Source organism: Bacillus atrophaeus, assembly GCF_039519175.1.
GTDB classification, from domain to species: Bacteria; Bacillota; Bacilli; order Bacillales; family Bacillaceae; genus Bacillus; species Bacillus atrophaeus.
In genome coordinates this window covers 1,638,563-1,664,208 of record NZ_CP154443.1, presented here as the reverse complement: position 1 = coordinate 1,664,208, position 25,646 = coordinate 1,638,563, and the positions used below count along the sequence as shown (strand labels likewise).

The 25,646-nt window shown below is 45.8% G+C and carries 23 protein-coding genes; 3 read left to right on the top strand and 20 right to left on the bottom strand.

The genetic code is table 11. The annotated features are described in order from the left end of the window. Positions 1 to 28 precede the first annotated feature (28 nt). Positions 29 to 1,648 carry an MDR family MFS transporter gene (locus AAHT65_RS08650; protein ID WP_285978470.1) on the top strand — a complete coding sequence of 540 codons (1,620 nt, stop codon included), beginning with the start codon at positions 29 to 31 and terminating at the stop codon, positions 1,646 to 1,648. A gap of 43 nt (positions 1,649 to 1,691) precedes the next feature. On the opposite strand, the gene AAHT65_RS08645 is transcribed toward AAHT65_RS08650, so the two are convergent. From AAHT65_RS08645 to AAHT65_RS08630, 4 genes are all read right to left on the bottom strand, one after another. After that, entirely contained in the window at positions 1,692 to 3,317 is a 1,626-nt protein-coding gene (locus tag AAHT65_RS08645; RefSeq protein ID WP_343311353.1) for an L-lactate permease, read from the bottom strand. A gap of 33 nt (positions 3,318 to 3,350) precedes the next feature. Next, positions 3,351 to 4,316: an L-lactate dehydrogenase gene (locus tag AAHT65_RS08640; protein ID WP_343311352.1), complete on the bottom strand. Its 966-nt coding sequence runs from the start codon at positions 4,314 to 4,316 to the stop codon at positions 3,351 to 3,353. Between the two features lie 154 nt (positions 4,317 to 4,470). Beyond that, positions 4,471 to 4,944 (bottom strand): DUF6773 family protein, encoded by a 474-nt coding sequence (locus AAHT65_RS08635; protein WP_010787567.1) that lies wholly within the window; start codon positions 4,942 to 4,944, stop codon positions 4,471 to 4,473. 123 nt (positions 4,945 to 5,067) lie between these two features. Beyond that, the gene (locus AAHT65_RS08630; protein WP_343311351.1) at positions 5,068 to 6,510 is read right to left on the bottom strand and encodes a YfcC family protein; all 1,443 of its coding nucleotides are present in this window, start codon (positions 6,508 to 6,510) and stop codon (positions 5,068 to 5,070) included. A gap of 146 nt (positions 6,511 to 6,656) precedes the next feature. Here AAHT65_RS08630 and AAHT65_RS08625 point away from each other — a divergent pair, with 146 nt between their 5' ends. Further along, entirely contained in the window at positions 6,657 to 7,811 is a 1,155-nt protein-coding gene (locus AAHT65_RS08625) for a M20 peptidase aminoacylase family protein (protein WP_343311350.1), read from the top strand. 38 nt (positions 7,812 to 7,849) lie between these two features. On the opposite strand, the gene AAHT65_RS08620 is transcribed toward AAHT65_RS08625, so the two are convergent. The 14 genes from AAHT65_RS08620 to AAHT65_RS08555 all read right to left on the bottom strand — a co-directional run bounded on the left by AAHT65_RS08620 (position 7,850) and on the right by AAHT65_RS08555 (position 22,756). Beyond that, complete coding sequence (locus AAHT65_RS08620; RefSeq protein ID WP_003328021.1) at positions 7,850 to 8,731, bottom strand: glycine betaine ABC transporter substrate-binding protein; 882 nt, start codon at positions 8,729 to 8,731, stop codon at positions 7,850 to 7,852. Beyond that, positions 8,731 to 9,579 carry a glycine/proline betaine ABC transporter permease subunit OpuAB gene (gene opuAB, locus AAHT65_RS08615; protein ID WP_003328020.1) on the bottom strand — a complete coding sequence of 283 codons (849 nt, stop codon included), beginning with the start codon at positions 9,577 to 9,579 and terminating at the stop codon, positions 8,731 to 8,733. The genes AAHT65_RS08620 and opuAB overlap by 1 nt, the downstream gene beginning before the upstream one ends. Continuing rightward, positions 9,580 to 10,836, bottom strand: a complete 1,257-nt coding sequence (gene opuAA, locus AAHT65_RS08610) for a glycine/proline betaine ABC transporter ATP-binding protein OpuAA (protein ID WP_088116449.1) — start codon at positions 10,834 to 10,836, stop codon at positions 9,580 to 9,582. A 736-nt stretch (positions 10,837 to 11,572) separates the two neighbouring features. After that, positions 11,573 to 12,778 (bottom strand): MFS transporter, encoded by a 1,206-nt coding sequence (locus AAHT65_RS08605; protein WP_343311349.1) that lies wholly within the window; start codon positions 12,776 to 12,778, stop codon positions 11,573 to 11,575. Between the two features lie 132 nt (positions 12,779 to 12,910). Beyond that, on the bottom strand, positions 12,911 to 14,002 hold the full coding sequence (locus tag AAHT65_RS08600; protein WP_061571053.1) for a toxic anion resistance protein: 1,092 nt from the start codon (positions 14,000 to 14,002) through the stop codon (positions 12,911 to 12,913). Between the two features lie 15 nt (positions 14,003 to 14,017). Next, positions 14,018 to 15,631 (bottom strand): YceG family protein, encoded by a 1,614-nt coding sequence (locus AAHT65_RS08595; RefSeq protein ID WP_343311519.1) that lies wholly within the window; start codon positions 15,629 to 15,631, stop codon positions 14,018 to 14,020. 29 nt (positions 15,632 to 15,660) lie between these two features. Beyond that, positions 15,661 to 16,461, bottom strand: coding sequence for an HAD family hydrolase (locus AAHT65_RS08590; protein WP_285978466.1), 801 nt, complete (start codon positions 16,459 to 16,461; stop codon positions 15,661 to 15,663). Then, positions 16,458 to 17,567, bottom strand: a complete 1,110-nt coding sequence (locus AAHT65_RS08585; protein WP_343311348.1) for a cysteine protease StiP family protein — start codon at positions 17,565 to 17,567, stop codon at positions 16,458 to 16,460. Before AAHT65_RS08585 ends, AAHT65_RS08590 begins: the two co-directional genes overlap by 4 nt. A 6-nt stretch (positions 17,568 to 17,573) precedes the next feature. Beyond that, positions 17,574 to 18,893: a phosphoribosyltransferase family protein gene (locus AAHT65_RS08580; RefSeq protein WP_343311518.1), complete on the bottom strand. Its 1,320-nt coding sequence runs from the start codon at positions 18,891 to 18,893 to the stop codon at positions 17,574 to 17,576. Then, entirely contained in the window at positions 18,883 to 20,043 is a 1,161-nt protein-coding gene (locus AAHT65_RS08575) for an HpcH/HpaI aldolase/citrate lyase family protein (protein ID WP_343311347.1), read from the bottom strand. Before AAHT65_RS08575 ends, AAHT65_RS08580 begins: the two co-directional genes overlap by 11 nt. Before the next feature lie 59 nt (positions 20,044 to 20,102). Further along, a complete protein-coding gene (locus tag AAHT65_RS08570; protein WP_003328008.1) occupies positions 20,103 to 20,876 on the bottom strand; it encodes a TerC family protein in 774 nt (257 codons plus the stop codon). A 54-nt stretch (positions 20,877 to 20,930) separates the two neighbouring features. Then, the gene (locus AAHT65_RS08565) at positions 20,931 to 21,509 is read right to left on the bottom strand and encodes a TerD family protein (protein WP_003328007.1); all 579 of its coding nucleotides are present in this window, start codon (positions 21,507 to 21,509) and stop codon (positions 20,931 to 20,933) included. Positions 21,510 to 21,549: 40 nt separating this feature from the next. Then, positions 21,550 to 22,131, bottom strand: a complete 582-nt coding sequence (locus AAHT65_RS08560; protein WP_003328006.1) for a TerD family protein — start codon at positions 22,129 to 22,131, stop codon at positions 21,550 to 21,552. Positions 22,132 to 22,156: 25 nt separating this feature from the next. After that, a complete protein-coding gene (locus tag AAHT65_RS08555; protein WP_003328005.1) occupies positions 22,157 to 22,756 on the bottom strand; it encodes a TerD family protein in 600 nt (199 codons plus the stop codon). 302 nt (positions 22,757 to 23,058) lie between these two features. On the opposite strand from AAHT65_RS08555, the gene AAHT65_RS08550 reads away from it, so the two are divergent. Then, positions 23,059 to 24,054, top strand: a complete 996-nt coding sequence (locus tag AAHT65_RS08550; RefSeq protein ID WP_343311346.1) for an LLM class flavin-dependent oxidoreductase — start codon at positions 23,059 to 23,061, stop codon at positions 24,052 to 24,054. Between the two features lie 62 nt (positions 24,055 to 24,116). On the opposite strand, the gene AAHT65_RS08545 is transcribed toward AAHT65_RS08550, so the two are convergent. Together AAHT65_RS08545 and znuC are read right to left on the bottom strand one after the other, a co-directional pair. After that, positions 24,117 to 24,959: a metal ABC transporter permease gene (locus tag AAHT65_RS08545; protein ID WP_003328003.1), complete on the bottom strand. Its 843-nt coding sequence runs from the start codon at positions 24,957 to 24,959 to the stop codon at positions 24,117 to 24,119. Continuing rightward, entirely contained in the window at positions 24,917 to 25,612 is a 696-nt protein-coding gene (znuC, locus tag AAHT65_RS08540) for a zinc ABC transporter ATP-binding protein ZnuC (RefSeq protein WP_003328002.1), read from the bottom strand. The genes AAHT65_RS08545 and znuC overlap by 43 nt, the downstream gene beginning before the upstream one ends. Positions 25,613 to 25,646: the final 34 nt, after the last annotated feature.

The window sequence follows — 25,646 nt, the reverse complement described above, 5'->3', positions numbered from 1 at the left end:
ACAGTCCTCCCTATAGAATCTATTTATCTTGATAATCAAGATAATTTACGGCCAAGATATTTATATCATAGCAAAACTGAATAAAAAAAGTAAGATGAAGGAGGTAGAACATATGGAATCAACTGCTGGAAAGGATCCTTCCACTAAATTTGTGGTCATAGGTCTCTTGCTGGGCATTTTAATGTCGGCTATGGATAACACCATTGTCGCCACAGCTATGGGAACCATTGTGGCTGATCTCGGAAGCTTTGATAAATTCGCCTGGGTCACTGCGTCATACATGGTGGCGGTCATGGCCGGAATGCCGATTTACGGAAAGCTTTCGGATATGTACGGCCGGAAACGTTTTTTTCTGTTTGGACTTATTTTTTTCTTATTGGGATCTGCATTATGCGGAATCGCACAATCCATGAATCAGCTCATCTTATTCAGGGTGATTCAAGGAATCGGAGGAGGCGCACTGCTTCCGATTGCCTTTACCATTATATTCGATCTGTTCCCGCCTGAAAAACGCGGCAAAATGTCCGGAATGTTCGGCGCCGTATTCGGCTTGTCCAGTGTTCTCGGACCGCTTCTGGGCGCCCTGATTACAGATTCGATCAGCTGGCATTGGGTCTTTTATATTAATGTTCCGATCGGTGCATTTTCATTATTTTTCATCATTCGCTACTATAAAGAATCTCTGGAGCATAAAAAGCAAAAAATCGACTGGGGCGGCGCTGTTACATTGGTCGTATCCATCGTATGCCTGATGTTCGCACTGGAGCTTGGCGGAAAAACCTACGATTGGAATTCCGTTCAGATTATCGGTCTGTTTATCGTATTTGCCATTTTCTTTATAGCCTTTTTTATTGTGGAGAGAAAAGCGGAAGAACCGATTATTTCGTTTTGGATGTTTAAAAATCGGCTTTTTGCCACAGCTCAAATTTTGGCTTTCCTTTATGGAGGGACTTTTATTATTTTAGCTGTGTTTATTCCGATTTTTGTCCAGGCTGTATACGGAAGCTCAGCGACAAGCGCAGGCTTTATTTTGACGCCGATGATGCTCGGCTCTGTTCTCGGAAGTATGATCGGCGGGATCTTCCAGACAAAATTCCGCTTCCGCAGCTTAATGATCGTATCTGTTATTTCCTTCTTTATCGGCATGCTGCTGCTTGGAAATATGACACCGGATACGGCAAGAGCGTGGCTCACTGTGTTTATGCTGATTTCGGGCTTTGGTGTGGGTTTCTCCTTCTCATTGCTCCCGGCAGCATCAATGAACAATCTCGATCCCCGTTATCGAGGAACGGCCAATTCAACGAATTCCTTCCTGAGATCGTTTGGCATGACACTTGGCGTAACGATATTCGGTACGATTCAAACGAACGTATTTTCAAACAAGCTGACAGACTCTTTCAGCGGCATGAAAGGCTCCGCAGGCGCGGCGGCCCAAAATATGGGCGACCCGCAGGAAATTTTCCAGGCCGGCACTCGGTCGCACATTCCTTCAGCCGTATTAAACCGGATTATTGAAGCAATGTCAGCCAGCATCACCTATGTATTTATGCTTGCACTCATCCCGATTGTGATCGCCGCTGTGACGGTTTTATTTATGGGAAAAGCAAGAGTAAAGACAACGCAGGAAATGGAGAAAAAAACGGGTTAATGAGAAAGCAGTACATGCGAAACGGCATGTACTGCTTTTTTTGCTAGACTCCTATTCTCGCAAGAACAAACGTCCATATACATATGATCAGCAGCAGAATCAGACTATAACCCACTGTTCGTTTAAACAGCTTAGATTCCTTCCCTGTCTGCCCGACCGCAGCTGCGGCGATGGCAATTGACTGCGGAGAAACGAGCTTCGCCATGACGCCTCCTGCTGTATTTGCGGCTAGAAGCAAGTCAGATCCTGTACCGATTTGTGCTCCGGTTACGACCTGCAAATGTCCGAATAAGGCATTGTTACTGACCACAGAACCGGTAATAAACACGCCGATCCAGCCGAGAACAGGGCTGACAAACGGGAACAGATCCCCTGTTTTGGCCAGCGCCAGACCGATTGAAGAGCTAAGTCCGGCGAAGTTCGCCAGATTGGCAAACCCCATCACAAAGCAAATTGTCAAGATTGGCACCCACAGTTCTTTCCCCGTCTCTTTCAGACAGGCCGCACTTTCTTTATATGAGCACTTTTTGCTGAACAGCCCGGTCACAATGACAGCCGCAAAGATAGCGGTACCCGTGGCGGACAGAATATCCAGCTTAAACACGGCATCAAGCGGTACGGCTGCCGGCGCAATGGGCGGCATTTTGATAATCTGCTGATGCAGAAAAGGCATCTTCAATAAAACAGTGGTTTGATATAACAAGCCGCCTTCTTTAAAAAGCGCTTGAAATGCAGGAAGACTCCAGACCGTAATCGCCGCCGTTAAAATGTAAAAAGGAGACCACGCCTTGGCAATTTCCGAAACGCTGTACGCCTTTTGTCCATGTGTTTCCTGAGCGCCCTCTTCCCGGTAAATGTGTTTCGGCTGCCATTTACGAAGAAACAAGGCAAGCCCTCCCATGCTGAATAAAGCGGCCGAAATATTCGCTAATTCCGGGCCTAAAACAGCCATGGTCAAGACCTGAACCGCGGTGTAAATTCCGCTGACAATGATCAGGGCGGGCCAGGTTTCTTTTATTCCTTTCATTCGATCCAATAAGAAGACTAGCAGAAACGGAATAAGAAATGAGATGATCGGAAGCGTCCAAATCAGTGTACGAGACAGCTCAAGAGCTGATAAATCACCGATCTGCGCACCTGTGATAACGGGAATGCCTATGGCGCCGAACGCTCCTGAGGCCGCATTGGCAATCAAACACAGCGCCGCCGCCTTTAATGGTTTAAAACCAAGCTCGACCAGAAGGGCTGCGCTGATGGCAATCGGAACGCCGAAGCCCGCTGCTCCTTCCAAAAACGCGTTAAAGCAAAAACCGATTAATAATAGCTGTAATCGCTGGTCGGGAGAAATTCCCGCAATGCTTGACCGAATAATAGTAAACTTTCCGGTTTTGACTGCAATTTTATACAGCCACACCGCCATCAAGACGATATATCCGATGGGCCACAGCCCGTTTCCGATTCCTAATATAACAGACGAAATTGCTTTCTCAACCGGCATATGAAAAGCAAGTACGGCGATGAGAAAACTGACAATCAGCGTAAGGCCCGCCGCAAGAATGCCTTTCATTTTAAAAACCGTTAAAGCCAACAGAAAAAAGAGAATGGGGGTGAGCGCCGCTAGTGCGCTCACATATTCATTACCAAACGGATCATACAATTGCTCCCACATTGACAATCAGCCCTTTTCTTAAAAAGTAGACGTTTACTTAGCGTTTTTATCTGTGAAATGGGGTTGTAAAATGTTTTTCAAAACAGTGGCGCTGTGCTGGAACTGTTCCTTTTCAACCGCGTTTAGGTTCAGCTCTGTAATGCTTGAAATTCCGCCGCGGTTCACAGTGGCCGGCACGCCGATATACACATCATCCGCTCCGTATTGTCCGTCCAAATGCGCGCTGACTGTTAAAATGCTATTTTCATTATGCAAAATCGCTTTTGTAATACGGGCAAGGCTCATTGCCACCCCATAGTTCGTGGCGCCTTTTTTTTCAATGATGTGATACGCCGCGTTTTTCACATCGTCAACAATTTGATCAAGATCTTCTTGTTTATACGTATCGTTTTTCGCCATCAATTCGTTCACTGGCACACCGGCGATATTGGCGTGGCTCCAAACAGGCAGCTCCGTATCTCCGTGTTCTCCGATAATATGCGCGTGTACATTGTGAGCCGCCGTGCCGAAATATTCACTGAGCATATAGCGGAATCTCGCAGAATCAAGAGTTGTGCCGCTTCCGATCACACGCTCTTTCGGTAGGCCGCTGAATTTCCATGTCGCATATGTCAAAATATCAACCGGATTTGTCGCAATGAGGAAAATTCCATCAAAGCCGCTCGCCATGACCTCACCGACAATTCCTTTGAAAATATTCAAGTTCTTTTCCACCAGTTCAAGACGTGTCTCACCCGGCTTCTGGTTCGCTCCTGCACAAATGCATACAATATCGGCATCTTTGCAATCGTCATAAGTTCCGTAAGATGTCTTGACCGGATGCGGAGCAAACGCCTTCCCGTGATTTAAATCCATGACATCGCCCATTGCTTTTTCTTTATTTAAATCAATGACCACAAGTTCATCTGTGATCCCTTGGTTAATTAACGCAAATGCATAACTGCTTCCAACAAAACCCGCTCCGATTAATGCAACTTTATTCACTCGTTCGTTCATCATTTATCATCATCCTCCAGCGTACATATCGTTGTTGTTTTTATATTGTGAAGTATTTCACATTTATATTGTGCAACATTTCACAAACTTTTGCAAGAGAAAAGTTTTGTCTGATTTATGACAAAAAAAACCGAAATCACAAATGATGATTTCGTCTTTACGATCTTTTATTTGATCTTTTAAATAATAGAATCACAATGATATATCTAATCAGGAAGAGAACGGCACCGCATAATAAGCATAACAATAGATATTTAAACCAGCCCGTAAAGGTATGCGGAAAGCCGATATGGTACATGGTGAACCATGTGATAATCAGCGCGGCAGCAATTGATTCGATCAGCTGCTCCTTCACCCTTTTTCTCTTTTTTTCTTCGGAGTCTATCTTCGGCAGCAGTACTCCCGCTATAAGCGCTCTGATACAGTAATAAAAGGTTATAATGAAAAAAACAGCTAAGCTCCCGGACCACTCTTTAAACGGCTCATCCAATAACAGCCCCCGGATGATCACATCCAGCAGCGTCAGCGCAAATCCAAGCTTTCCCACTTCAGCCCATATCCGATGTTCTTTTTCTTTCACTCTTTCAGTCTTTTCATTCAGGCTTGAGAACCGATTCCTCAGCTTATTCATTACTTTCCTCCCGCTTTCTTTGGTTACTCCTTATTAAGTATGACTTACATCTTACAACAGCTGAACGCCCGCCTGCAATAACGGACCCTTGAAAAAACCGCCGGCCGCGCCGGCGGGCTCTCTTTAAAACGGACCCCAGTTGATCATCACACCGATACAGATAAACACAAGCCCGATGACAAACCAAATCAGCGCAAGCGGCAGCATAAACCGAAGCCATTTCACATACGGAATGCCGCTGGCCGCAAGCACCGCCATAAGCACGCCGGAGGTCGGGTTCACACAGTTGACCACTCCTTCTCCAAGCATAACCGCTTCAACAGCCACCTGCCTTGTGATTCCCATCAAATCAGCAAGCGGCGCAAGAATCGGAATAAAGACGACAGCTTCCCCAGATCCCGAGGAAATCAAAAAATGCAGCAGCGCGCTGGCGATATACATGCCGATCGCGCCGGCCATCGGACTGTAGCCATCCAATACGGATGCCAAACTGTTCACAACCGTATCAAGCAGCTTGCCGTTTTCAAGGATAACGGAAATGCTCCGTGCCATTCCGACAATCAGTGCTCCGTAAACAAGGCCCTGACACCCGGTGATAAAGGTTTTTGCTATATCATTCGCAGCCAGACCGCCTATTAAGCCTGCCAGAACTGAGATAAATATAAAAGTAGCAGCCATTTGCGAATCAGACCAGCCAAGCTTCAGCGCGCCATACAAAAATCCGATCAGCGATAAAGACGCAATAGCCAAAATCAGTTTATGGCGAAGTGTAAAGGGAACGGGCTTGTCCTCCGCGTCTGAATCAGCCGCTTCTCCTCCAAGCCCGCTTGCCGGAAACCAATCACGGCCTAAAATGCTCGCATCCTTAGATTTTTTTAGTTTTTTCGTATATAGATAGATATAAATAATAGTGGACAGCAAAAAGCAGATGTAGATGATCACCCGCAGACCGATTCCTGAAAAAAGCGGCAGATCTGCGATGCTTTGCGACAAGCCAAGCGGTGAAGGGGATAAGATCGTCGCATTAAAGCCGGCGTAACAGCCAATATAGATAACGGCCGCACCTGCGACGGCATCCCATTTCAGCGAACGGGCCACAATCAGGCCGATCGGGATAAACCCGATGACTGAGTTCACCACAATACCCGTTGTTCCGAGAATTGAAAACAACGCGCCGACAATACAGATAAATAATAGCTGCTTCGTGCGAAACTTGCTGATGACGTTATGTATCAATCCATTAATCGCTCCGGTTTTCTCTAAAATCGCAATCGTTCCGCCAGTAAAGAGAATCAAAAAGATGATGGAAGCAGAGTTTGTCATTCCATCCTGAATGGATGTGAAAAAACTGACAAGACTGACTGGAGATTGTTCAATCGAATGGTAGCTTCCGGGGACCGCCGTCGTCACTTCTCCCTTTGTCACCCGGTCAAATTCTCCGGCCGGTACGACGTATGAAGCAATGGCACAAATGAAAGCAATGGTAAAGAGAAGGACGTAGGCATCGGGCATTTTAAATGTCGGGCGCTTCTTCTTTGTTACGGTTTCGGCTGTTGGTGCGCTCATGAGTGTTCATCCCCCTTTTTAGAATATATACACTATTCAGAAAAATGAATATATGTGCTATATTATATACAGACCATTTACCTGTTTCAATATAAAAAAAAGAAAAGAAATCAAAGTCTTATTTCTATCAAGGAGGTCATTTGGGCATGAAGAAGCTCTCAGAAAATATGAAAGAAACGATCATGGACATATTCGATCACCTCCATACCTACCCTGAAGTGAGCTGGAAGGAATACAAAACGACTGAATACCTCACAGCAAAATTAGAGGCATCAGGCTGCCGTACGCGCACTTTTTCTGATTGTACGGGTGTCGTCGGCGAACTGGGCGAAGGCTCGCCTGTAGTGGCTGTCAGAGCGGATATCGACGCTTTGTGGCAAGAGGTAGACGGAACATTCAGGGCAAACCACTCCTGCGGACACGATTCTCATATGACAATGGCCCTTGGAACATTAATGCTGTTACAAAAGCAGCAGCTTCCTAAAGGCACCATCCGTTTTATCTTTCAGCCTGCTGAAGAAAAAGGCGGCGGGGCGCTGAAAATGATTGAAAAAGGCGTGTTAGATGATGTTGATTATTTGTACGGCGTTCACGTCCGCCCGATTCAGGAAACACAAAACGGCCATTGTGCGCCGTCCATCCTTCATGGCTCCAGCCAGCATATTGAAGGCACCATTATCGGTGAAGAAGCCCACGGCGCCCGGCCTCATCTCGGCAAAAACAGCATAGAGATCGCCGCTTTTCTTGTTCATAAACTCGGGATGATCCACATTGATCCGATGGTTCCCCACACGGTGAAAATGACGAAGCTTCAAGCCGGCGGAGAAAGCTCAAACATCATACCGGGAAAAGCATCCTTCAGCCTTGATTTGCGGGCCCAGACCAACGAAGCGATGGAAGCGCTGATACAGGAAACGGAAAGAGCCTGTGAAGCCGCCGCTGCCGCATTCGGCGCTAAAATCGAATTGCAGAAGGAACACAGCCTGCCGGCAGCCACGCAAAATAAAGAAGCGGAAGCAATTATGGCTGAAGCGATCACAGATATTATCGGAGAGGAACATTTGGACGAACCGCTTGTCACCACCGGCGGTGAGGATTTTCATTTTTACGCCGTACGGATGCCGAACATCAAGACAACCATGCTCGGGCTTGGCTGCGGACTACAGCCGGGGCTTCACCATCCGCACATGACATTTGATCGGGACGCCATCTATATCGGGGTTGAAATCTTAGCGAACGCGGTTTTAAAAACCTTTCACAAAGCGGGAACGCTTGCCTCAGCCAATACTGAGGCTTCATAAATAAAAAAAGCAGCCCTGTACGGGGCTGCTTTTTCCTCTTACTTCTTCAAGTCTTCTAATGAATTTACGTTTTTCATATATTGCGGAACGACAAGCCCCATTTTCACACCTGTTATGCTGACGCCTACATCATCATATTTCCCTTTGTATTTGGCAGCATATGCTTTATGGGTATTCGGCAGCCATGCAGATAAAGAAGCATCTGCACTGCCGGTTGCGATGGCAGTCCACATTGGGCCAGCCTCAACCTGTGTCAGCTCTACATCATAACCGAGATCTTTAAGGACTTTACCGACGACATTTGTACTTGCAATTTCACTGTCCCATGCAACATAGGCAAGGTTGATTTTATCTCCCTTGACCTTATCGACGCCTTTTGTCCATTCAGCGATCTGATCTTTATGTTTCTTCACATAGTCTTCAGCCGCTTTTGCGGGCTTTGTGCCCTCTTCCACGGCGATCATGACTTCTCCCATATCGTCTTCCGTCCATTTAAACTGGCTCAGAAGTTTGACGGCATTCGGCTGTTCTTTGCTGAAGCCTGTACGGGTGATCGTATGAATCTGCTCTGCTTCACCGTAAGATTTTTTCGGATCATCGAGATATTTCAATTTATACCTTGAGAACATCCAGTGCGGTGTCCATCCTGTTACGATAATCGGTTTCTTACGGTCATATGACTTTTTGAGCGTAGCCGTCATCGCGGCACTGGAAGCGGAGACCAGCGTCCAGTCATTCAAATCATAATCTTTCATCGCTTGATCCGTCAGTCCCATAATACCTGAGCCCGGATCTATCCCGATGATGGTCTTGTTGACCTGGTCAGCTGCTGATGAATTTTCATCCGCCTCGGAACCGCAAGCGGCTAAAGATAGAGCCAGCATAGCGGAAACGCCGATCCCGATGATTTTTTTAAACATCAGGCATTCCCCCTGCTCTTCTTCTTCACTTTAATATTTTGAGTAATCCGGTCAAGTGTGATAGCTACGATAACGATTGCGATACCGGCTTCTACGCCAATTCCCGTTTTTAATTGTGTAACTGCGCTGTATACTTCAGAACCAAGTCCCGGTGCTCCGACCATAGCCGCGATAACAACCATGGAAAGCGCAAGCATGATACTTTGGTTAATACCGGCAAGAATGGTTTTCGTCGCAAGCGGCAGCTGTACTTTGAACAAACGCTGTGACGTTGTAGAACCGAACGCTTCAGTCGCTTCAATCAGGTCAGCAGGCACTTGCTTGATGCCGAGAACCGTCATGCGGATCGTTGGAGGCATTGCGAAAATAACAGACGCCACAACCCCCGGTACGACACCGATGTTGAAAAAGAAGATCGCAGGCAATAAATAAACGAAAGCAGGCATTGTCTGCATCAAGTCTAAAATCGGTGTTACGATTCTGCGGACTGATTCTTTCTGAGACGCCCAAACTCCAATCGGAACTCCCACTACAACTGAAATAATGACTGATGTTAACACAAGAGCCAGCGTTTGCAGCATTGGATCCCAATATCCTAAATAATCAATAACAAGGAAACCGATTAATGTAAATAGTGCAATTCCTCTCGTACTGATCCACCATGCAAGAGCTGCAAAAATGAGTGTTAACAGAATGGACGGGATATAACCCAGTCCGGTGACAATTCCGTTTACGAAAACGGCAAGTCCGGTAGCGATTCCGTCAAAGAAGCCGCCGAATGTTAAAGTAAGCCAGTCGACAAACCGGTCAATGATATCTGCTAAAGGTATTCTAGGCAATCTGTCCATCTATTTCACCTCCTGAATAGAAGGGTTTTGTGCTTGTTCATCAGTGCTTTCAACATTGATGTAATCGTTGTTGCCCGCAAGCGCGCCGATCAATGCGCCTCTGACGACAATCCCTTTCATTCTTTGCTTTTCGTCTACAACCGCGATTGGAATATTGGCGTCAGATACGACGTCAAAAATCTCTGTCAAATACGTGCTTTCAGGCACAGTCGTAAATTCTGTATTCAAGATATCTTGAAGAGATAAATCCGACTCGGCTGCTTTTTTCGCATCTGCTGCATTAATGACGCCCAATAGCTGCTTCTGTTTATCAACAGCATATATAGAAGAAATACCGAGGTTTTTCATCAACGTCAAAGCAACACGAGGCCCTTTGTCAATCCGTACTGTCTCAGCACGTTTCATGATATGGCCCGCAGTCAGTACTTTTGATAAATCAACGTCTTCTACGAATTTTTCTACATATTCATTAGACGGGCTCATGAGAATCTCTTCCGGCGTGCCGATTTGAACGATGTTTCCATCCTTCATCAGCGCGATTCTGTCACCGATTCGAAGTGCTTCATCAAGATCATGAGTAATGAAAATAATCGTTTTTCCAACCGAATCATGCAGATCCAGCAATTCATCCTGCATATCTTTGCGGATCAGCGGATCAAGCGCACTGAATGCTTCATCCATCAGCAATATATCCGGATCATTAGTCAGCGCCCGCGCAAGCCCGACACGCTGCTGCATTCCGCCGCTCAGCTGGTCAGGATATTGTTCTTCATATCCTTCAAGTCCGACAAGCTTAAGTGATTCAATCGCTATTTGCTGCCGCTTTCCTTTTTCAATACCTTGCAGTTCCAAACCGTATTCAGTATTTTCAAGAATGGTTCTGTGAGGAAACAGAGCGAACTTTTGGAAGACCATGCTGATCTTTTTCCGGCGGACTTCCCGGAGCTGGTCTTTTGACATATTTGTTATCATGTCACCATCAATATAAATTTTTCCGGCAGTCGGTTCAATCAGCCGGTTTAACAGCCGCACTAGAGTTGATTTTCCGCTCCCCGATAGACCCATGATGACAAATATCTCCCCATCGTATACGTCAAAGTCTGCTTGATTGACACCAACGGTTGATCCAGTTGCTTTTAAGATCTCTTTTTTATTTTTACCGCTGTCAAGCATTTGAATGGCTTTCTTTGACTGTTTGCCAAAAACTTTAGATACTTTTTCGACTTTTATCTTAATTGGCTTCTCATCTATACTCATATTTTCCCTCCATATTAAGCAATCTTTTATACCGTAACATGTTTGTAACAAGACCACCAAACATCATAATCCCTTTTATTCTGTACCATAACTCGAAAAACATCCATGTGTCTTAATATCCTCGAGAATGCTTCTAAATGCTCTCTAATCCTCCTTAATTAATATATTTTATAGGTAAAATTCAGTCTTTTTAACAGTTGAAAGCGATTACTAAAAATGTGCTTTCCAGGTAATATCATCGGTTTTTATTCCTTTTCATGGAAATTCGAGTTATAAAACAATCATAAGTTCAATGCAGAACAAAAATATTTTATGACTACAACTAGTCTATGCACGCTGTGCGAAACTGGCTGCTTTGCAGACAAATAACGCAGAGAACTGGAAAAAAGGCACCCATAATGCGGCGCCCTCTAAAATAACCTGCTAAAAAGTTAATGGAATAAATTTCATAAAAAAACTCATACGGAACTCACTTTCTCTAGAACCTTCTTCCCTTGCCGGGTGAACTGCAGCTCTCTCACTTGATCTTTCACAGGATAATGCCATGTTATCCCCGCACCTTTGCTTGGACATCGAAAGTCAAATAGCTTCCCTGCAGGAGATTATCGATTTGATCATTGCAGTAAGTTTGTTATGAAGGTTGTGTTGCGGCGTATGAACCATAACGAAAAGAGCCAGACCCTTCCCTGCGTCTGGAGTCTCGAAAACGGAGCGAAAAGCATTCATAAATTGATGCTCATTCCGCAAGCTCTGTTTGTTTCGTTTCTTTCCCCATGATCAGAATACTTGCGACCGCGACCAGAATCGCTATGCAAAAGACCGTAAAAATAACAGAAAACGATACATGCTGTGCTGCTAGCGTACCGACTAGAAGCGGGCCGAAAATGCCGCCGATTCTGCCGCACGCGGCCGTTGTCCCCGAGCCTGTTGCACGGATGGATGTCGGGTATTGCTCCGGCGTATACGCGTACAGCACGCCCCATGCTCCAAGGTTAAAGAAGGACAGCAGCATGCCGGCAGTCAGCAGCAATGCCAGTGAATCCGCGGTGCCGAAGAAGAACGCGCTGCCCGCCGTACCCAGTAAATAAATGACCAAAATGCTTTTCCGGCCAGCTTTTTCAATCAGCCAAGCGGCTGAAAAATAACCCGGCAGCTGTGCAAGAGTCATCAGCAGCACATATTCAAAGCTTTCGATCATGCTGAATCCTTTCATCAGCATCACGCTCGGAAGCCACAGAAACATCCCGTAATAAGAAAACACCACACAAAACCACACAACCGACAGCATGACCGTAGGACGCAAATACCGTCCCGACCACACGCTTTTCACATTATCCCATACCGATTTCTTCTGAGGCTGAAGCGATTCATATTTAGGCGAATCAGGCAGCCCCGTCCGCAAATACAGCGCATAAAAAGCCGATAGCGCTGTTAAAAGCAATGCCGTTTGCCACCCATAACTCGGGATGACAAAGTAAGAAATGACAGCGGCGGCGAGCCAGCCTACCGCCCAAAAGCTTTCAAGCAGCACAATCACCCTTCCCCGTTTTTCAGGGGCAACCGTTTCAGATACTAGGGTTGAAGCAACGGGAAGTTCACCGCCAAGCCCCATGCCGATAAAGAAGCGTAATATAAGAAAAGCGGACAAGCTTGTCGCAAATGCTGAAATGCCGCTTCCGATTGAGAAAAATAAGAGCGTGATAATAAATACTTTTTTCCGGCCAATCCGATCAGCCAGCAATCCGAACATAAACGCGCCCGCTGCCATGCCGATGGAATTCACACTGCCGATCCACTTCATTTCATCGGGAGATAAATTCCATTCCACATGCAGTGCGGCGATAATAAACGATAATATTCCGACGTCCATTGCATCAAACAGCCACCCAAGTCCGGCGACACCCAGCAATTTCCGCTGAGAAATAGGCTGTTGTTTCTTCATTGACAGCACCCCTGATCGAAAAGTAATTACCGTTTCAGTTTACACATGTCTTTACACCTTGTCATTAAAAATTTTATGGGCGCCTGTCCGAACAAAAAAACCCCGCTTGTCCGTAAACAAGTGGGGTTCCCTTTATTGCTGCAATGCCGCTTTTTTAATATTGTCTTGAAGCTGCAGAATGCGTTTTGCTCCGTCTTCACGCAAGCGTTTATTTTCTTCTTCGATTTGTTTTGTTTCCTGCATCCCGCTGACGATTGTATTCCAAGACGATTCAATTGTTTCAATATCAATACTTGGTCTTCCTGCCATTCTCGCAATTTCAACACTTTGGCTTGAAATGTTTTCGGCGTTTCTCTTCAGCATTTCATTTGTGCGGCGATCCAGTTCACTCATGGAATCAGCCACAAGCTTTTGCCGTTTTACTGTAACAGCCTGAATAATTCCGTTTTTAAAAATCGGAATCGTGATGATAAAGGCAGAGTTAATTTTTCCGATCAGCTTTGTATTTCCGCGCTGCAGCAGGCGGATTTGCGGTGCGGTTTGAAGTGCGACCATCCGCGCCATATCAAGGTCGTATACCCGTTCCTCCAAAGCCTGAATACCGTTACGGAGCGTATCAAGCTGCATTTGCGCCAGCTGATTGCCGCCAGCTGCTTTTTCTTCGTAAGAAGGTATGATAGACTGCATCTCCTCAAGCTTCATTTGACCGGCAACCACATACTTTTCAAGCTCCATGTAGTAATTGATGTTGTTTTCGTACATTTCGTCAAGAGTATGAGTTGTTTTCGTCATTTCATCTTTATATTTTGAAATCTCGACATGGATTTTCTCAATCTCTCCGCCGAGTGTCTGGTACTTTTTAAAGATTTTTTCAACCATACTGCCGCCGCGCTTGAAAATCTTGGCCATCAGGCCTTTGGGCTCGTCAAAATCATTTTTGTCAAAGCGGTCCATAATTTTCCCAAGCTGCGTAAGCATCGTACCGGAATCTGTGACACTTGTTGTTTTCATCATTCCTAAGATACGGTCAGAGAACTTGGAGATCTCAACGGCAGGCTCCTTTCCGTACTCTAACAGCTCCAATTGGTTTTTCACGTCAATTTGCTGGGCAATGCGCTGCACCTCAGGTTCCTGGCGCAGCTGCAGGCGGATGTCATCCGCTTTTTGCTCAGAAATTTCTTCATTTTTATCAAGAACAAGCAAGTTATTGTTATCTGTTGTCATGCTTTTCTTCTCTCCTTACTTTTGGGTAATGGTTCTGAATAATCTTCTCACGATTGAAGGCTCTTTATAGTCCTGTTGAAACACCATATCCTCCAGCCAGTGAATATCGTACTGATCCTCTTCTATATAATGTTCGATGTCTTGATGCCCGGGAGGATTGTAAATGGCGATATCAATTCCGATCTCATTCAAAAACAGAAGCGCCGCCGCATCTGAGCGTGTCAATTCCCCGTTGAATTCCGTGTGATACAGGAGAAGCTTCGGCACGGTTTGCGCATAATCAAATGTTTGGATCAATTTCAGCAATTTTGCAGGAAGATTTGTCGTTTGTTTAAATAAGTAGATTTGCACATCTTTTTCCTGTTCCTTATTTAAAGCCTTCAGCCGCGGATGCCTGCACATTCTAGAAATGGTTTTGGCGATTGCGGACTGAATCCCTGACGGCAATTGCTTATATTGCCACACATTGCTCTCCATCAGTTTATCCGGGTCAATGATGCCTTCCTGATTAAGTGCGTGGCTGTAATGAAATTGATAGTTCGATTTGATTTCCTCCGTAAACGGGAAGCTTCTGACCATTTCAGTTTCTTGGTATTCCGCCATCGTGTGCAGCCTGTTCCAATATTCTTTATTGTCCTTTGACACACCCATGATTTTGGCAAATACATTCGGAATGTCGACCGATTGCTTATCCGCTTTAAAATTAGGCCTGATAAACGCGCGCTCCTTCGCGATTAAAAACAGTTCATCATAAGTGGTTTTCAGCGTGACGGATACCGGCGTATGGTCTCTGAATTGCCATGGCTTGTACAGCATGGATTCCTCATGATTCAGGACATGCTCGATTTCCTTTGTTGACCGATAGGCAACCGTAGATTTCCGGTCGGGCTTCTCTTTCGGGAAAGGCTGGGGCTCTGATACATCCGGAAGTTTGAGCGTAAATGTCAGCTGCCGCTGCGGATCAATCTGTATGAGCTGGTCCGTTCCCGCCGGATGAAAAAGGAGGACATCACAGCCAATCAGCATCAGATAATATAAAAAATACAACTGGCTTTTCGATGCGTCCCCGTACCAAACCACCTTCGGCATCTCTCGATCTATATCGGCTTTTTCAAGCCATGGATTCAGATGATTTAACGAAAACTTTGAAACATCCAGCAGCACTCTTCGAAAATCGGGATGATTCAGCCCCTGCTCATGGTTCGTCGCAAACGTATGTAAAACCGTCATCAAGCATTTTCGCAAATGCCGATGCATGAGGGGATCAGTATGCTTCGCAATCAGCTGCTCCCCGTCAAGAAAGGCGACAAATCGGCCGACAGACAGCCCTTTTTCTTTTTGATTGATGGTATGAATGTGCTGAAGCGCCTGAAAGGTCTCCGGCGCGATTGTTTTATCCAGCGTTTCGCTTAATACATGGATATTCTCATTTGCTGACAGCTCGTACAATTCATTATAGTAGTCGGTCTCATCAAAGGGTGTACCCAGAATTTGCCCGGCCAGCCGCGTGAAAGCAGGTCCCGGCTCTTTCTCATAAACAGCCCGCTCCGGCAATGGCTGAAGCAGAATGCTCTTCCAATCATCATTCACTGGCTCGGCCTTATGGATGGTCAACTCTTCTTGTCTCATCATATCCTCCTTTCTCATACGTCATTTTTTTACACTTGTTTTAAACGGGACAGACGGGACAAAACAGCCGCTGTCATTTCTTCTCCCGCCTGGATACCGCTGCTTGCTGTTTTGCGTAAATTCGGGTAATGCCGCAGCACTTCGCCGTGGGCTGGCGCTATGCCAAAATCAGCTTCTTGAATCAGCTCAAGGTCCAGCAGCGAATCTCCCGCCGTACAGACCTCTTCAAGCGAAAGCTTTGATTTCAAATAAGCGACAGCCTTCCATTTATTGAGCGGATTTGGAATAAAATAAAGCTTCCGGCCCTGTAAGGATACCTGCCAGCCTTTACTCGCGCCCCATTCCTTCACAGCAGCACTGTCAATGTGCGCTATTTTTTCTTCATTCATTATCAAATAGACAAAATAGTGATGCGCCGTGCGGGTCCTTTCAACTGCGGCCGATAGAGGCAGGCTTGCGATTTCTCTCAGCATTTGCTCAATCGGGAGACAGGCTGCCAGCTGTTCTTCTATGATCTCAGCCCATTCTGTCAGAGGTTCCCCATTCTTTAATATGCAGCCGCCGTTTGTGGTCACCGCGTATTCCGGCACAATATCATGCTGTAAAAATTGAAGTCTCTTATACTGTTCGTTAGTGCGTGTCGTGACTGGGATAAAATAGTTCTCTTTCTGAATCCGTTTCAAGTTTTCTTTTGTGATACCGCTAATATAGGAGATTTCCCTGCCGTGCAGCGTTTCCGTCAGCTCAATGCCCGCTTCCATTTCGGCTGCTCCGACCATGCGTCTGGAATAAATTAATGTTCTGTCTAAATCACTGGCAAATGCGTTCATAGGCTTTTCTCCGCCGGACGGATCAGCCCGCAGCAGCTATAAGACATATTTTCGTATTCTATTACCGGAACTCCCCGATCTTCCGCAAGCAGCAAAATGTGCTGAAGCGCTTCCTCGGAGCCCGGTTGAATAAGGATCTTCCAAGGCACCCGCCGTAAAAGCACACGGGTTGTTTCGCCCACTCCAGGCTTAATCAGATTTGTGTTGCTGATTCCAAAATCCTTCTGGATCGACTGAATGGAGGCCAGTCCGCTCCAATCAGGCGCTTCCCGCTTTTGCTGAAGCAGCGCTGCACAGTGTTCGGCTTCTTTCTCAATAGACGAAAATTGACCCGTTATCGTTTCAATATAAAGATTTGAAACATCTTCTGCGAGAAGCTCCCGATAGTACTTCGCCCCGTGGAAATCGGACGGGCCGATCCATTTTTCATTCAAAACAGTGCGGCTCACAAGGCCAGATACAGTAGAGTTTAAGCACGCGCTCGGAATCAGGAAATCCTCCTTCGTTCCGTAAATATCAGCGCAATGTCCGGGGTCCGCAAGCACCGCCAGTTCTGAGGAAAGCCCTCTGTCATACTGTTGATTAAACCGCTCCACTGAACGGATCAGTTCTTTTGTGATAGCGCCTTTCCCCGTCCACCCGTCAATAAAGGCGACTGCCCCGTTCGGGTGATGATTCAATATATAATGCAATGCATTCTCATCAATTCCTCTATCGCGAATAATGGATATGCTGTAATGAGGAACAGAGGTGTGATACTTTCTCTCAATATATCGTTTGATTAAAACACCGATGGGCGTACCCGCTCTTGCCAAACTGCACAGCACAGTATTCTTCCCGCTCCTAGCGAAAATTTGCTCCGCGACAATGCCCGCCGCCAGCGCAACCTTTTGTTTGCTGTCTTCAAGCGATGCATAAAACAGCTTCATATATTCATCTGTCGGCTTGTATTCAATCGGCAGCATTTCAGAATAATGAGTCCCGCTTTGAATCGATTGTTCCCGCTCTTCTGTGCTTTTTTCTATTGAAATATCGGATAGGTCTTTTAAAAGAAACGTTACATCCTCTTTCGCATAGCTCCCAAGCTGGTCAATAACGTCTGCCAATGCAGCTCACGCCCTTCCCGAAATGGTCACGATATGAATATGTGACATTCCCTTTTCTTTAAAAATGTCGAAAATCGGCTGTAACGACTCGTCTGAAACCGCCTTTTCAAAACACAAGAAGACTTCATCATAGCCTTCATCCGGTAGGTTATAGACAAAATGGCGAATCGACTCATCTTCAGGGTTCATAAAGGAATACCCGTTTTGCACCGCGTACCCCTCTCTTGCAGCAGGATGAATCGGACTGCGGGTTGTTGATTGATAAAACACAGCGCCGCTCAGCTCCGCCGCGATTTTCATCGGAACGTACATCAGTTCTCCCGTTCCGAGCACAAGCGTCCTATTCCCTTTCCGAAAACCCTCGATATGATGAGCGGCTTTTTGGCAGGCTTCGTGTACAGATACTCGGTCAGCAGGCGTCAAACCGAATCTTCCCGTTTCTTTTATATAAGGAAACGGACCGGTTTCTTTAGGCGCTGTTTCGGGCTGATAAGAAACAGATGTGAAAAACCCAGATAAATCAATGTCCGTTCTGCATACATGGGAACCTTGCAGCTTCGGCTGGTAATTGTGGATTGAATCCGATAACGGCTCGCCCCGGAAGGAAATCAGGCCTGATAATAAAGCGGAAGTTGAAATCGTAATACCCAATTCCCGTTCTGCTGCTGAAAAATCCTGCCGATGCGCCTCTGTACGCCAATCCAGTAATGACAGAACGGCGTATTCCTTACGGGGATATTTCGACTGAATATCTCGAATGATGTTTAATGCAGTTTTGCCCGTTGTCAATTCATCATCTACAAGAATGATCGGACATTGATTGTCCAAGACATGATGCTCCGCATAACAAACCTGATCGGTCGCATGGGAATGTTCCTCCACAAATGTGATCGCAGGCTCTGTATCACTGATCTGCTCACGTGTGGTATGGACATATGATGCGTTCTCCATGCAATCATAGACACCGTGGCCGAGGGCTGTGGCTGTTTCCGCGAATCCAATCACCAGCGGCGCTTCGGGAAGCGTAAATCGCTGTGCTTGTAAGATTTGATATGCCGTTTGAATATCGCTATGGTTTTCTGAAAGGAACCCCTTTAAGATGTCTTTTTTATTCTTCAGAGACCTTCCTGTTTTTTGCTCTGCATATTCAAAAGCCAAGAGACCGGAGGCCAACAGCGGTTTCAGCGGGTGCACAGGAATATGTTTGCCGAGCACTTTGCTGACAAATAAGAAACCTCTTTTTTTGTTCACCCGAGCCGCCATTTCAAACAAATGATGTTCCGGTATGGACAGCGGGTTGTCTGTTATGGAAAGGTCAACCGCCATATTGTCCATAATGTGCAGCATTTGGCTGTTCTGTGAGCAAGTCGGTAAAATGTCGGTTTTCATGAAACACCCCGTATATATCTGATTTTAATAGAATGGTTTCAGCCCATTTCATATGCGGCTTCATTTCATTCATTTTATTTGAAAAATTGCTTTTCAACACACCGAGTGTGCCTTTCGCATGATGAGCAATGTGTAACGCATCCGTGTAATCTTCTTGGGAAACAACATACAGGCTGTTCACGACTTTCAACTGCGTCGGATGAATCACCGTTTTTCCGTGAATGCCGTTTGCGATATCAAGCGTTGTTTCCTTCACAAGCCCCTCCATATACTCACTGAAATCGGAAGCTTGGTGAAAAGGATGAGGTGCAGCTTTCAGGGAAGGATCGAAATACTCCCAAACAGGGCCTGAAATCGTAAAATCCGCACCGAAATAATTGATGATATCCGCCATAAAGTCTGCAATCAGGCGGATATCGTAAATGGATTGGTCAGGCTTTCTCCTGATGCCGTATAGTCCGCAAAGATCGGTGGCGCCGATTCTTACGTTTAAAATCACATCTTTGTTTTGCTGAAAGATCATATGTAATTCAGACAAAACATCCATTCTTGTCTTTTTAGACAGCACATCAGGCGTCTCTAAAATCGGCATGCCGTAGAGTACGGTCCCATATTGTTGAGAAACTTCCTGAAGAGCTTCAAAATAAAGATTCGCATTTTCTATTGAACATTTAGGAAAAACAAAGCCGGTTAACAAATGGAGAGAGTGTGGCAGCATATCAGCCAGCGTTTTTAGCTGCTGCGGAGAACGTACACGCACAAACATAAAAGGGAAATGTTCCGCCAATTGTTTTCGCTGCTGAACCGCCTGATCAATACGCTCTAATTGATGCTTGAGATTGTGTTCAGCCTGTTTGACTTCATCATCGCCAACCGCATCCTCCAAACAGAAAACAACCGAGGATAAATCTTCATATTTTTGATTCGTTATAACAGCTGCAATGTCATGGCGTGTGGCGGGCATATATAATACGGCCCCCAGCGCTTGCTCAAGCAGCTTCTTCGGAGCTTCTTTTGTGACCGGTTTCGGTTTTTGATAAAATACATTTTCTTGCTGTAATCCTGATAAATAATGGAAATACCGCAAACCTGCCGCCTCTTTTCTGTAACAAAAAAGGAAGGAGTCAATCTCCCCCCTGTTTTGTTTTATTCTTCTTTTGATGCAGCCGTTTGTTCACGCACCTGTTTCTGCTTGTTCATAAAGTGAATAATAAACGTCACCACAAATGCGGCAATAATGATACCGAAGAAATAAACGTGCGGCATTTCATAATGGAACGCACTTGCACCCATTTTCAACGCGATGATACCGATTAAGACGAAAGCTGTATTTTCAAGCTCAGGTATCTTATCAATTAACACAAGGAACAATTTTGCGACTGTACGCATCATTAAGATTCCGAGCATACCGCCGATCAGCAGCACCCAAACTTTTTCTGACACCGCAAACGCGGCCAAAATACTGTCAACTGAAAACGCCAAATCCATGAGTTCTACAGAAAGAACGGTAGCCCAGAAGATTCCGAATGTACGGACCATCCATGTATTTTTCTTCATACCGTCTGTTTCGTCTTCTTTTTCCCCGATTACGAAATGCTGAATGACGAGCCAAGCCAGGTATAGCGCGCCAAGTAATTTAATCCACCAGAATTTGATGAGAAGCATACCGAGACCGATGAAAATAAAACGGAAAATATAAGCCCCGAACAGGCCGTACGTTAATGCTTTCTTGCGCTGTTTTTCCGGAAGATGTTTAACCATGACAGCAAGCACTAACGCATTATCCGCAGACAGAAGACCTTCCAAAAGAACCAAGGAGCCGATCAGCCCCCATGAAACAGGGTCAGTCAGAACTTCCCCCCACATTTCCCAATCGAAAAATGAAGCGTAAGTTGACATTATATGATGTAAGAATTCCAAGTTTTTTCCTCCTATTTATTAAAAAAACGGCGGCTGTTTCTATAGGCCGCTCGCTTAAACCTGTAAACCGTAGTTCCGGCAAAGAGAAGCCAAGCCGCCGGAAAAGCCGCTGCCGATCGCGTTAAATTTCCACTCGCTTCCGTGTCTGTATAGCTCACAAACAACGACAGCTGTTTCAATGGAGAAATCTTCTCCTAAATCAAAACGAAGTAGCTCATTTTGTGTATTTTCATCTACCACACGGACAAACGCGTTGGAAACTTGTCCAAAGTTTTGGCTGCGTGCATCCGCATCATGAATGGTTACTGTAATGCCGATTTTCTCAATATTGGCAGGGATTTTAGAGAAATCAACGATCAGCTGCTCATCGTCTCCGTCTCCCTCGCCTGTGCGGTTGTCACCCGTATGGATGACACCCCCGCTCGGATGCTCAAGATTGTTGTAGAAGACAAAATCAAGATCATTCACACAGTTATCATTGGCATCAACCAGGAAGGCTGAAGCGTCCAAATCAAAGTCTTCTCCGCCTGAATACTTGTTCGTATCCCAGCCTAAACCGACCACTGCTTTTGTAAGCCCCGGATTTGTCTTTGTTAAATCAACACGCTGTCCTTTTGATAATTGAATGGCCATGTTGCATGTCTCCTTTCTGCTTCTGTAATTTTAGTATCAGTTATCCGATTTGCAGACCGTAATCCGTTGCGATGCGGGCAAGGCCGCCTTGATAGCCTGAACCGATAGCCGAGAATTTCCACTCGCCGTTATGTCTGTATAGCTCTCCTGCGATAATCGCCGTTTCAATCGAGAAGTCCTCCGCAAGATCGTAGCGGATCAGCTCTTCATTTGTCTCTTCATTTACGATACGGACAAAGGCGTTAGAAACTTGTCCGAAGTTTTGGCTGCGCGCTTCTGCTTCATGAATGGTGATGACAAATGAAATTTTCTCAACATTGGCAGGAACGGCGTTAAGGTTCACCTTCACGCTCTCATCATCGCCTTCGCCCTGTCCTGTCAGGTTATCTCCTGAATGAACGACAGAACCCGCTCCGCCTTCAAGCTGGTTATAGAAAATAAAATCGCTTTGAGACGCGCATTTACCCGCCGCATCTAAAAGAAAGACGCTTGAATCCAAATCGAAGTCATGCCCGCCGTCATATTTATTGGTATCCCAGCCTAAGCCGACAACGACTTTTGAAAGGCCCGGATTTGTTTTTGTTAAATCTACTTTTTGTCCTTTTGCCAGTGAAATTGCCATGATTCTTTCACTCTCCTTTTAAAAATTATGCGTACCGTCTGATCAATTCTTCTAATCTTGTATCGTTTGTGCCTTCGCCGACAGCCGCGAATTTCCACTCGCTGCCCTGACGGTAAATTTCGGCCGCAATCAGGCTTGTTTTCCCTGAATAGTTTTCTTTTAAGTTGTATTTGACCAGTTCTTCATTTTTTGATTGATCAACAACACGGATAAACGCATTTTGGATCATGCCGAAATCTTGTTTTCTTCTGACACAATCATAAATATTTACAACGAATACCAGCTTATTAATGTGAGAAGGCACTTTTGTTAAATCGACGAGAATTTGCTCGTCATCGCCTTCGCCGTCACCCGTCAGGTTATCACCCGTATGCTTCACACTGCCGCAGCTGCTTTTTAAATGTCCGAAGTAAATTAAGTTTTTCTTCTCTGTAAACTTATCATTGTCCAGCATCAGAACGGAAGCGTCACAATCAATATTCGCTCCGCCGCCTCCGAACAGCTTGCCGAGAAACCCGCCGCCGGCTGATACAGGGTCCCAGCCGAGTCCGATCAATAATTTGGAAAGCCCCGCTTTACCTTTTGTTAAATCAATCCGCTGACCTTTTTCTAAAGAAATTGCCACATGATTCACTCCTAATCATCAAAATGTGAATATAGTCACATCTTTTTTCACCTGTAAATTCGACAAATGCTAAGATGGAAATGTCGTAAATTATTTATATATACGTTTTTTATTATATCAAAGTTTCATAAAAGTTAAGAATAATTGGCGAAAATCCTCGAAAAAAATCTCCCATAATTGAGCGTTATTTGCAAATCATAAGATTCATGATTTAAAAAAGCCTGTCAAACAAAGCATTTGACTCCAGAGAGCTATTTTTCCTATTCTTGTGTCAGATCCTAACATAGAAAGGAAGCGGCCTATTGATTGAATTGAGTATTCTTGATCAGGCTCCTGTTTCCAAAGGGGACAGCCCTGTTACGACCCTTCAGCATTCAGTTGAACTTGCAAAGCTTAGTGAACTGTGGGGCTATAAACGATACTGGTTCGCAGAGCATCACAGCACGAAAGGATTGGCAAGCACGGCACCGGAAATTATGATCGCTCATATTGCCGCACATACCACGACAATCCGTGTCGGTTCCGGCGGCGTTCTTCTGCCGCAGTACAGTCCCTATAAAGTGGCTGAAACATTCCGCCAGCTTGAAGCGCTCCATCCGAACCGGATCGACCTCGGAGTCGGACGTTCGCCGGGCGGTACGACAAAAACACGGCTCGCATTAACAGATGGCGTCAAAAAAAGTTTGACTGATTTTAATCGGCAGCTTCAGGACTTGTCCTATTTCCTGACAGATTCGCTGCCTGCGGGCCATGATTACGCGGGCATCAAAACAGCGCCCCTTATTGATACGGCCCCTGAACTCTGGGTACTCGGACTTGGAGAAAACAGCGCAAGACGCGCAGGCCAGCTCGGTATCGGGTATGTTTTCGGCCATTTTATCAATCCTGAACGCGGTGAGAATGCGTTTCGCGTGTACCGGGACAGCTTTAAGGCTTCCGCCCACTTTTCATCCCCGGCCGCGCTGTGCACCATTTTTGTGGTGTGCTCTCGAACAGATGAAGAGGCGGAGGAGCTTGCCTTGAGCCAAGACTTGTGGCTTCTCCGTGTCGGAAAAGGCTTGGACAGCCGCGTGCCGAGCATTGAGGAAGCCCGATCATACACCTATACCGCTTCCGATAAAAAACAAATAGCAGAAAACCGCAAGCGTATGGTTATCGGTTCTCCAAGCTCAGTCAAGCAGCAGCTGACGGAGCTTGCCGGCCGCTATGACACAGAGGAACTTATGGTCCTTTGCAACATATATGACTTTGAAGCTAAAAAACAATCCTACGAGCGGCTTGCAGCATTATTTTTATAAAAAAACGCCGTTAAGAGCAGATCAGCAGTTTTTCGCATATCTCAAAAAACTGCTGACAAGCCTTAACGGCGATGTTTTTTCCGTTCTGTTTCCTTCTTAATGAAATTCCATATTGCCTGAAGCAAAAATCCGATGATCAACAGGGCGATCAGAAGCAGAGTGATGGACGGACCCGGCGGTGTCCCCAGCTGATAGGAGGACGTGAGGCCCATGAACACACTAAATAAAGAAATCAAGATTGCCGCTGTAAAGACCATTTTAAAGCCCTTTGCAAGTCTGATCGCAAAAGCGGCCGGCAATACGAGCAGGGCTGATACAAGCAAAACGCCGATAATCGGGATAATGACTGAAATCGCAAGACCCGTCACAATGCTAAACGACATGGACAGCATATTTGTATTGATCCCTGACGTTTTTGCCGTCGCTTCATCAAACGTAAGCAAATAGAGCGGTCTGTTTAAGATAATGAAGTAAAGTAAAATCAGCAGTGTGACTCCGCCGATAATATAGACCTGCTGCTGGTTCACCGTTACGAGCGAACCAAACAAATATTGATCTATGCTCATCGTCGTGCCGCCTTTTGACAGGCTGATCAGGAACATCGCAAACGATAATCCCGCAGCCATCAAAATAGCGATGGACACCTCTGAATAGGTGCGGTAAGCACGCCGCATGTATTCAATTCCGACCGCGCCTGCTGTGACGACGATGATGCTGGCCGCGGTGATATTGGTGTTCAGGAAAAAGCCGATGGCAACCCCTGACAGTGAAATATGCGAAAGCGTGTCCGCCATTAACGCCTGTCTTCTAAGTACAAGATAAACGCCTAATATCGGCGCGATAATTCCGATCATGCTTCCGGCTAAAAAAGCTCGTCGCATGAATTCCAAGTCAAACATTTCCATCCGCCTTTTTCCCCCCTTTCCAAACGTATCACTTTGTCTAAGTACTGCTGAACTTCATTTTGCTCATGCGTCACCATCACAACCGTCCGATTGTGGTTTTTCACTTGGTGGTGCATAAACTCGTAAAAACCTTGTCTGCTTTCATAATCGACCGCAGTTGTCGGTTCGTCCAGCATCAGCAGATCAGGGTTGCTCGCCAGCACTCTGGCAATACAGATTTTCTGCTTCTGCCCGCCTGATAAATCACCGATTTTACGATGGCGCAGGTCCCACATTTCAACCATTTTCAGGGCTTTTTCCACTTCTTCATGATCTTCTTCATTCAGCCGCTTGAACCATTTCCCTTTTGTATATCGGCCGGACTGTACCAGTTCAAGCACGGTGCTTGGAAATCCCGCATTAAATGAAGAGATTTGCTGAGGCACATAGCCGACGGTTAGGCGCTTGCCCGCTTCATTCTTTTTACTGAGGGTTACAGTTCCTTCCCACGGCTTCAGCATGCCGAGCATGACTTTGATGAGCGTTGATTTCGCCGCTCCGTTCGGTCCGGTGATTCCGACAAACTCACCGCTTTCGATCTCCAGCGAAACCTTATCGAGTACGGGGGTATGTGAATAGCCGAACACGATATCTTTCAATGAGACGAGATTCATGTATGCTCTTCCTTTCTCACAAAGAAATAGTGTG

What these genes read in the sequence shown, in the direction of transcription:
- AAHT65_RS08645 (WP_343311353.1), bottom strand. Translation starts at nt 3,317, where the DNA reads ATGTGGGAGCAATTGTATGATCCGTTTGGTAATGAATATGTGAGCGCA.
- AAHT65_RS08640 (WP_343311352.1), bottom strand. Translation starts at nt 4,316, where the DNA reads ATGATGAACGAACGAGTGAATAAAGTTGCATTAATCGGAGCGGGTTTT.
- AAHT65_RS08635 (WP_010787567.1), bottom strand. Translation starts at nt 4,944, where the DNA reads ATGAATAAGCTGAGGAATCGGTTCTCAAGCCTGAATGAAAAGACTGAA.
- AAHT65_RS08630 (WP_343311351.1), bottom strand. Translation starts at nt 6,510, where the DNA reads ATGAGCGCACCAACAGCCGAAACCGTAACAAAGAAGAAGCGCCCGACA.
- AAHT65_RS08625 (WP_343311350.1), top strand. Translation starts at nt 6,657, where the DNA reads ATGAAGAAGCTCTCAGAAAATATGAAAGAAACGATCATGGACATATTC.
- AAHT65_RS08620 (WP_003328021.1), bottom strand. Translation starts at nt 8,731, where the DNA reads ATGTTTAAAAAAATCATCGGGATCGGCGTTTCCGCTATGCTGGCTCTA.
- opuAB (WP_003328020.1), bottom strand. Translation starts at nt 9,579, where the DNA reads ATGGACAGATTGCCTAGAATACCTTTAGCAGATATCATTGACCGGTTT.
- opuAA (WP_088116449.1), bottom strand. Translation starts at nt 10,836, where the DNA reads ATGAGTATAGATGAGAAGCCAATTAAGATAAAAGTCGAAAAAGTATCT.
- AAHT65_RS08605 (WP_343311349.1), bottom strand. Translation starts at nt 12,778, where the DNA reads ATGAAGAAACAACAGCCTATTTCTCAGCGGAAATTGCTGGGTGTCGCC.
- AAHT65_RS08600 (WP_061571053.1), bottom strand. Translation starts at nt 14,002, where the DNA reads ATGACAACAGATAACAATAACTTGCTTGTTCTTGATAAAAATGAAGAA.
- AAHT65_RS08595 (WP_343311519.1), bottom strand. Translation starts at nt 15,631, where the DNA reads ATGAGACAAGAAGAGTTGACCATCCATAAGGCCGAGCCAGTGAATGAT.
- AAHT65_RS08590 (WP_285978466.1), bottom strand. Translation starts at nt 16,461, where the DNA reads ATGAACGCATTTGCCAGTGATTTAGACAGAACATTAATTTATTCCAGA.
- AAHT65_RS08580 (WP_343311518.1), bottom strand. Translation starts at nt 18,893, where the DNA reads ATGGCGGTTGACCTTTCCATAACAGACAACCCGCTGTCCATACCGGAA.
- AAHT65_RS08565 (WP_003328007.1), bottom strand. Translation starts at nt 21,509, where the DNA reads ATGGCCATTCAATTATCAAAAGGACAGCGTGTTGATTTAACAAAGACA.
- AAHT65_RS08560 (WP_003328006.1), bottom strand. Translation starts at nt 22,131, where the DNA reads ATGGCAATTTCACTGGCAAAAGGACAAAAAGTAGATTTAACAAAAACA.
- AAHT65_RS08545 (WP_003328003.1), bottom strand. Translation starts at nt 24,959, where the DNA reads ATGGAAATGTTTGACTTGGAATTCATGCGACGAGCTTTTTTAGCCGGA.
- znuC (WP_003328002.1), bottom strand. Translation starts at nt 25,612, where the DNA reads ATGAATCTCGTCTCATTGAAAGATATCGTGTTCGGCTATTCACATACC.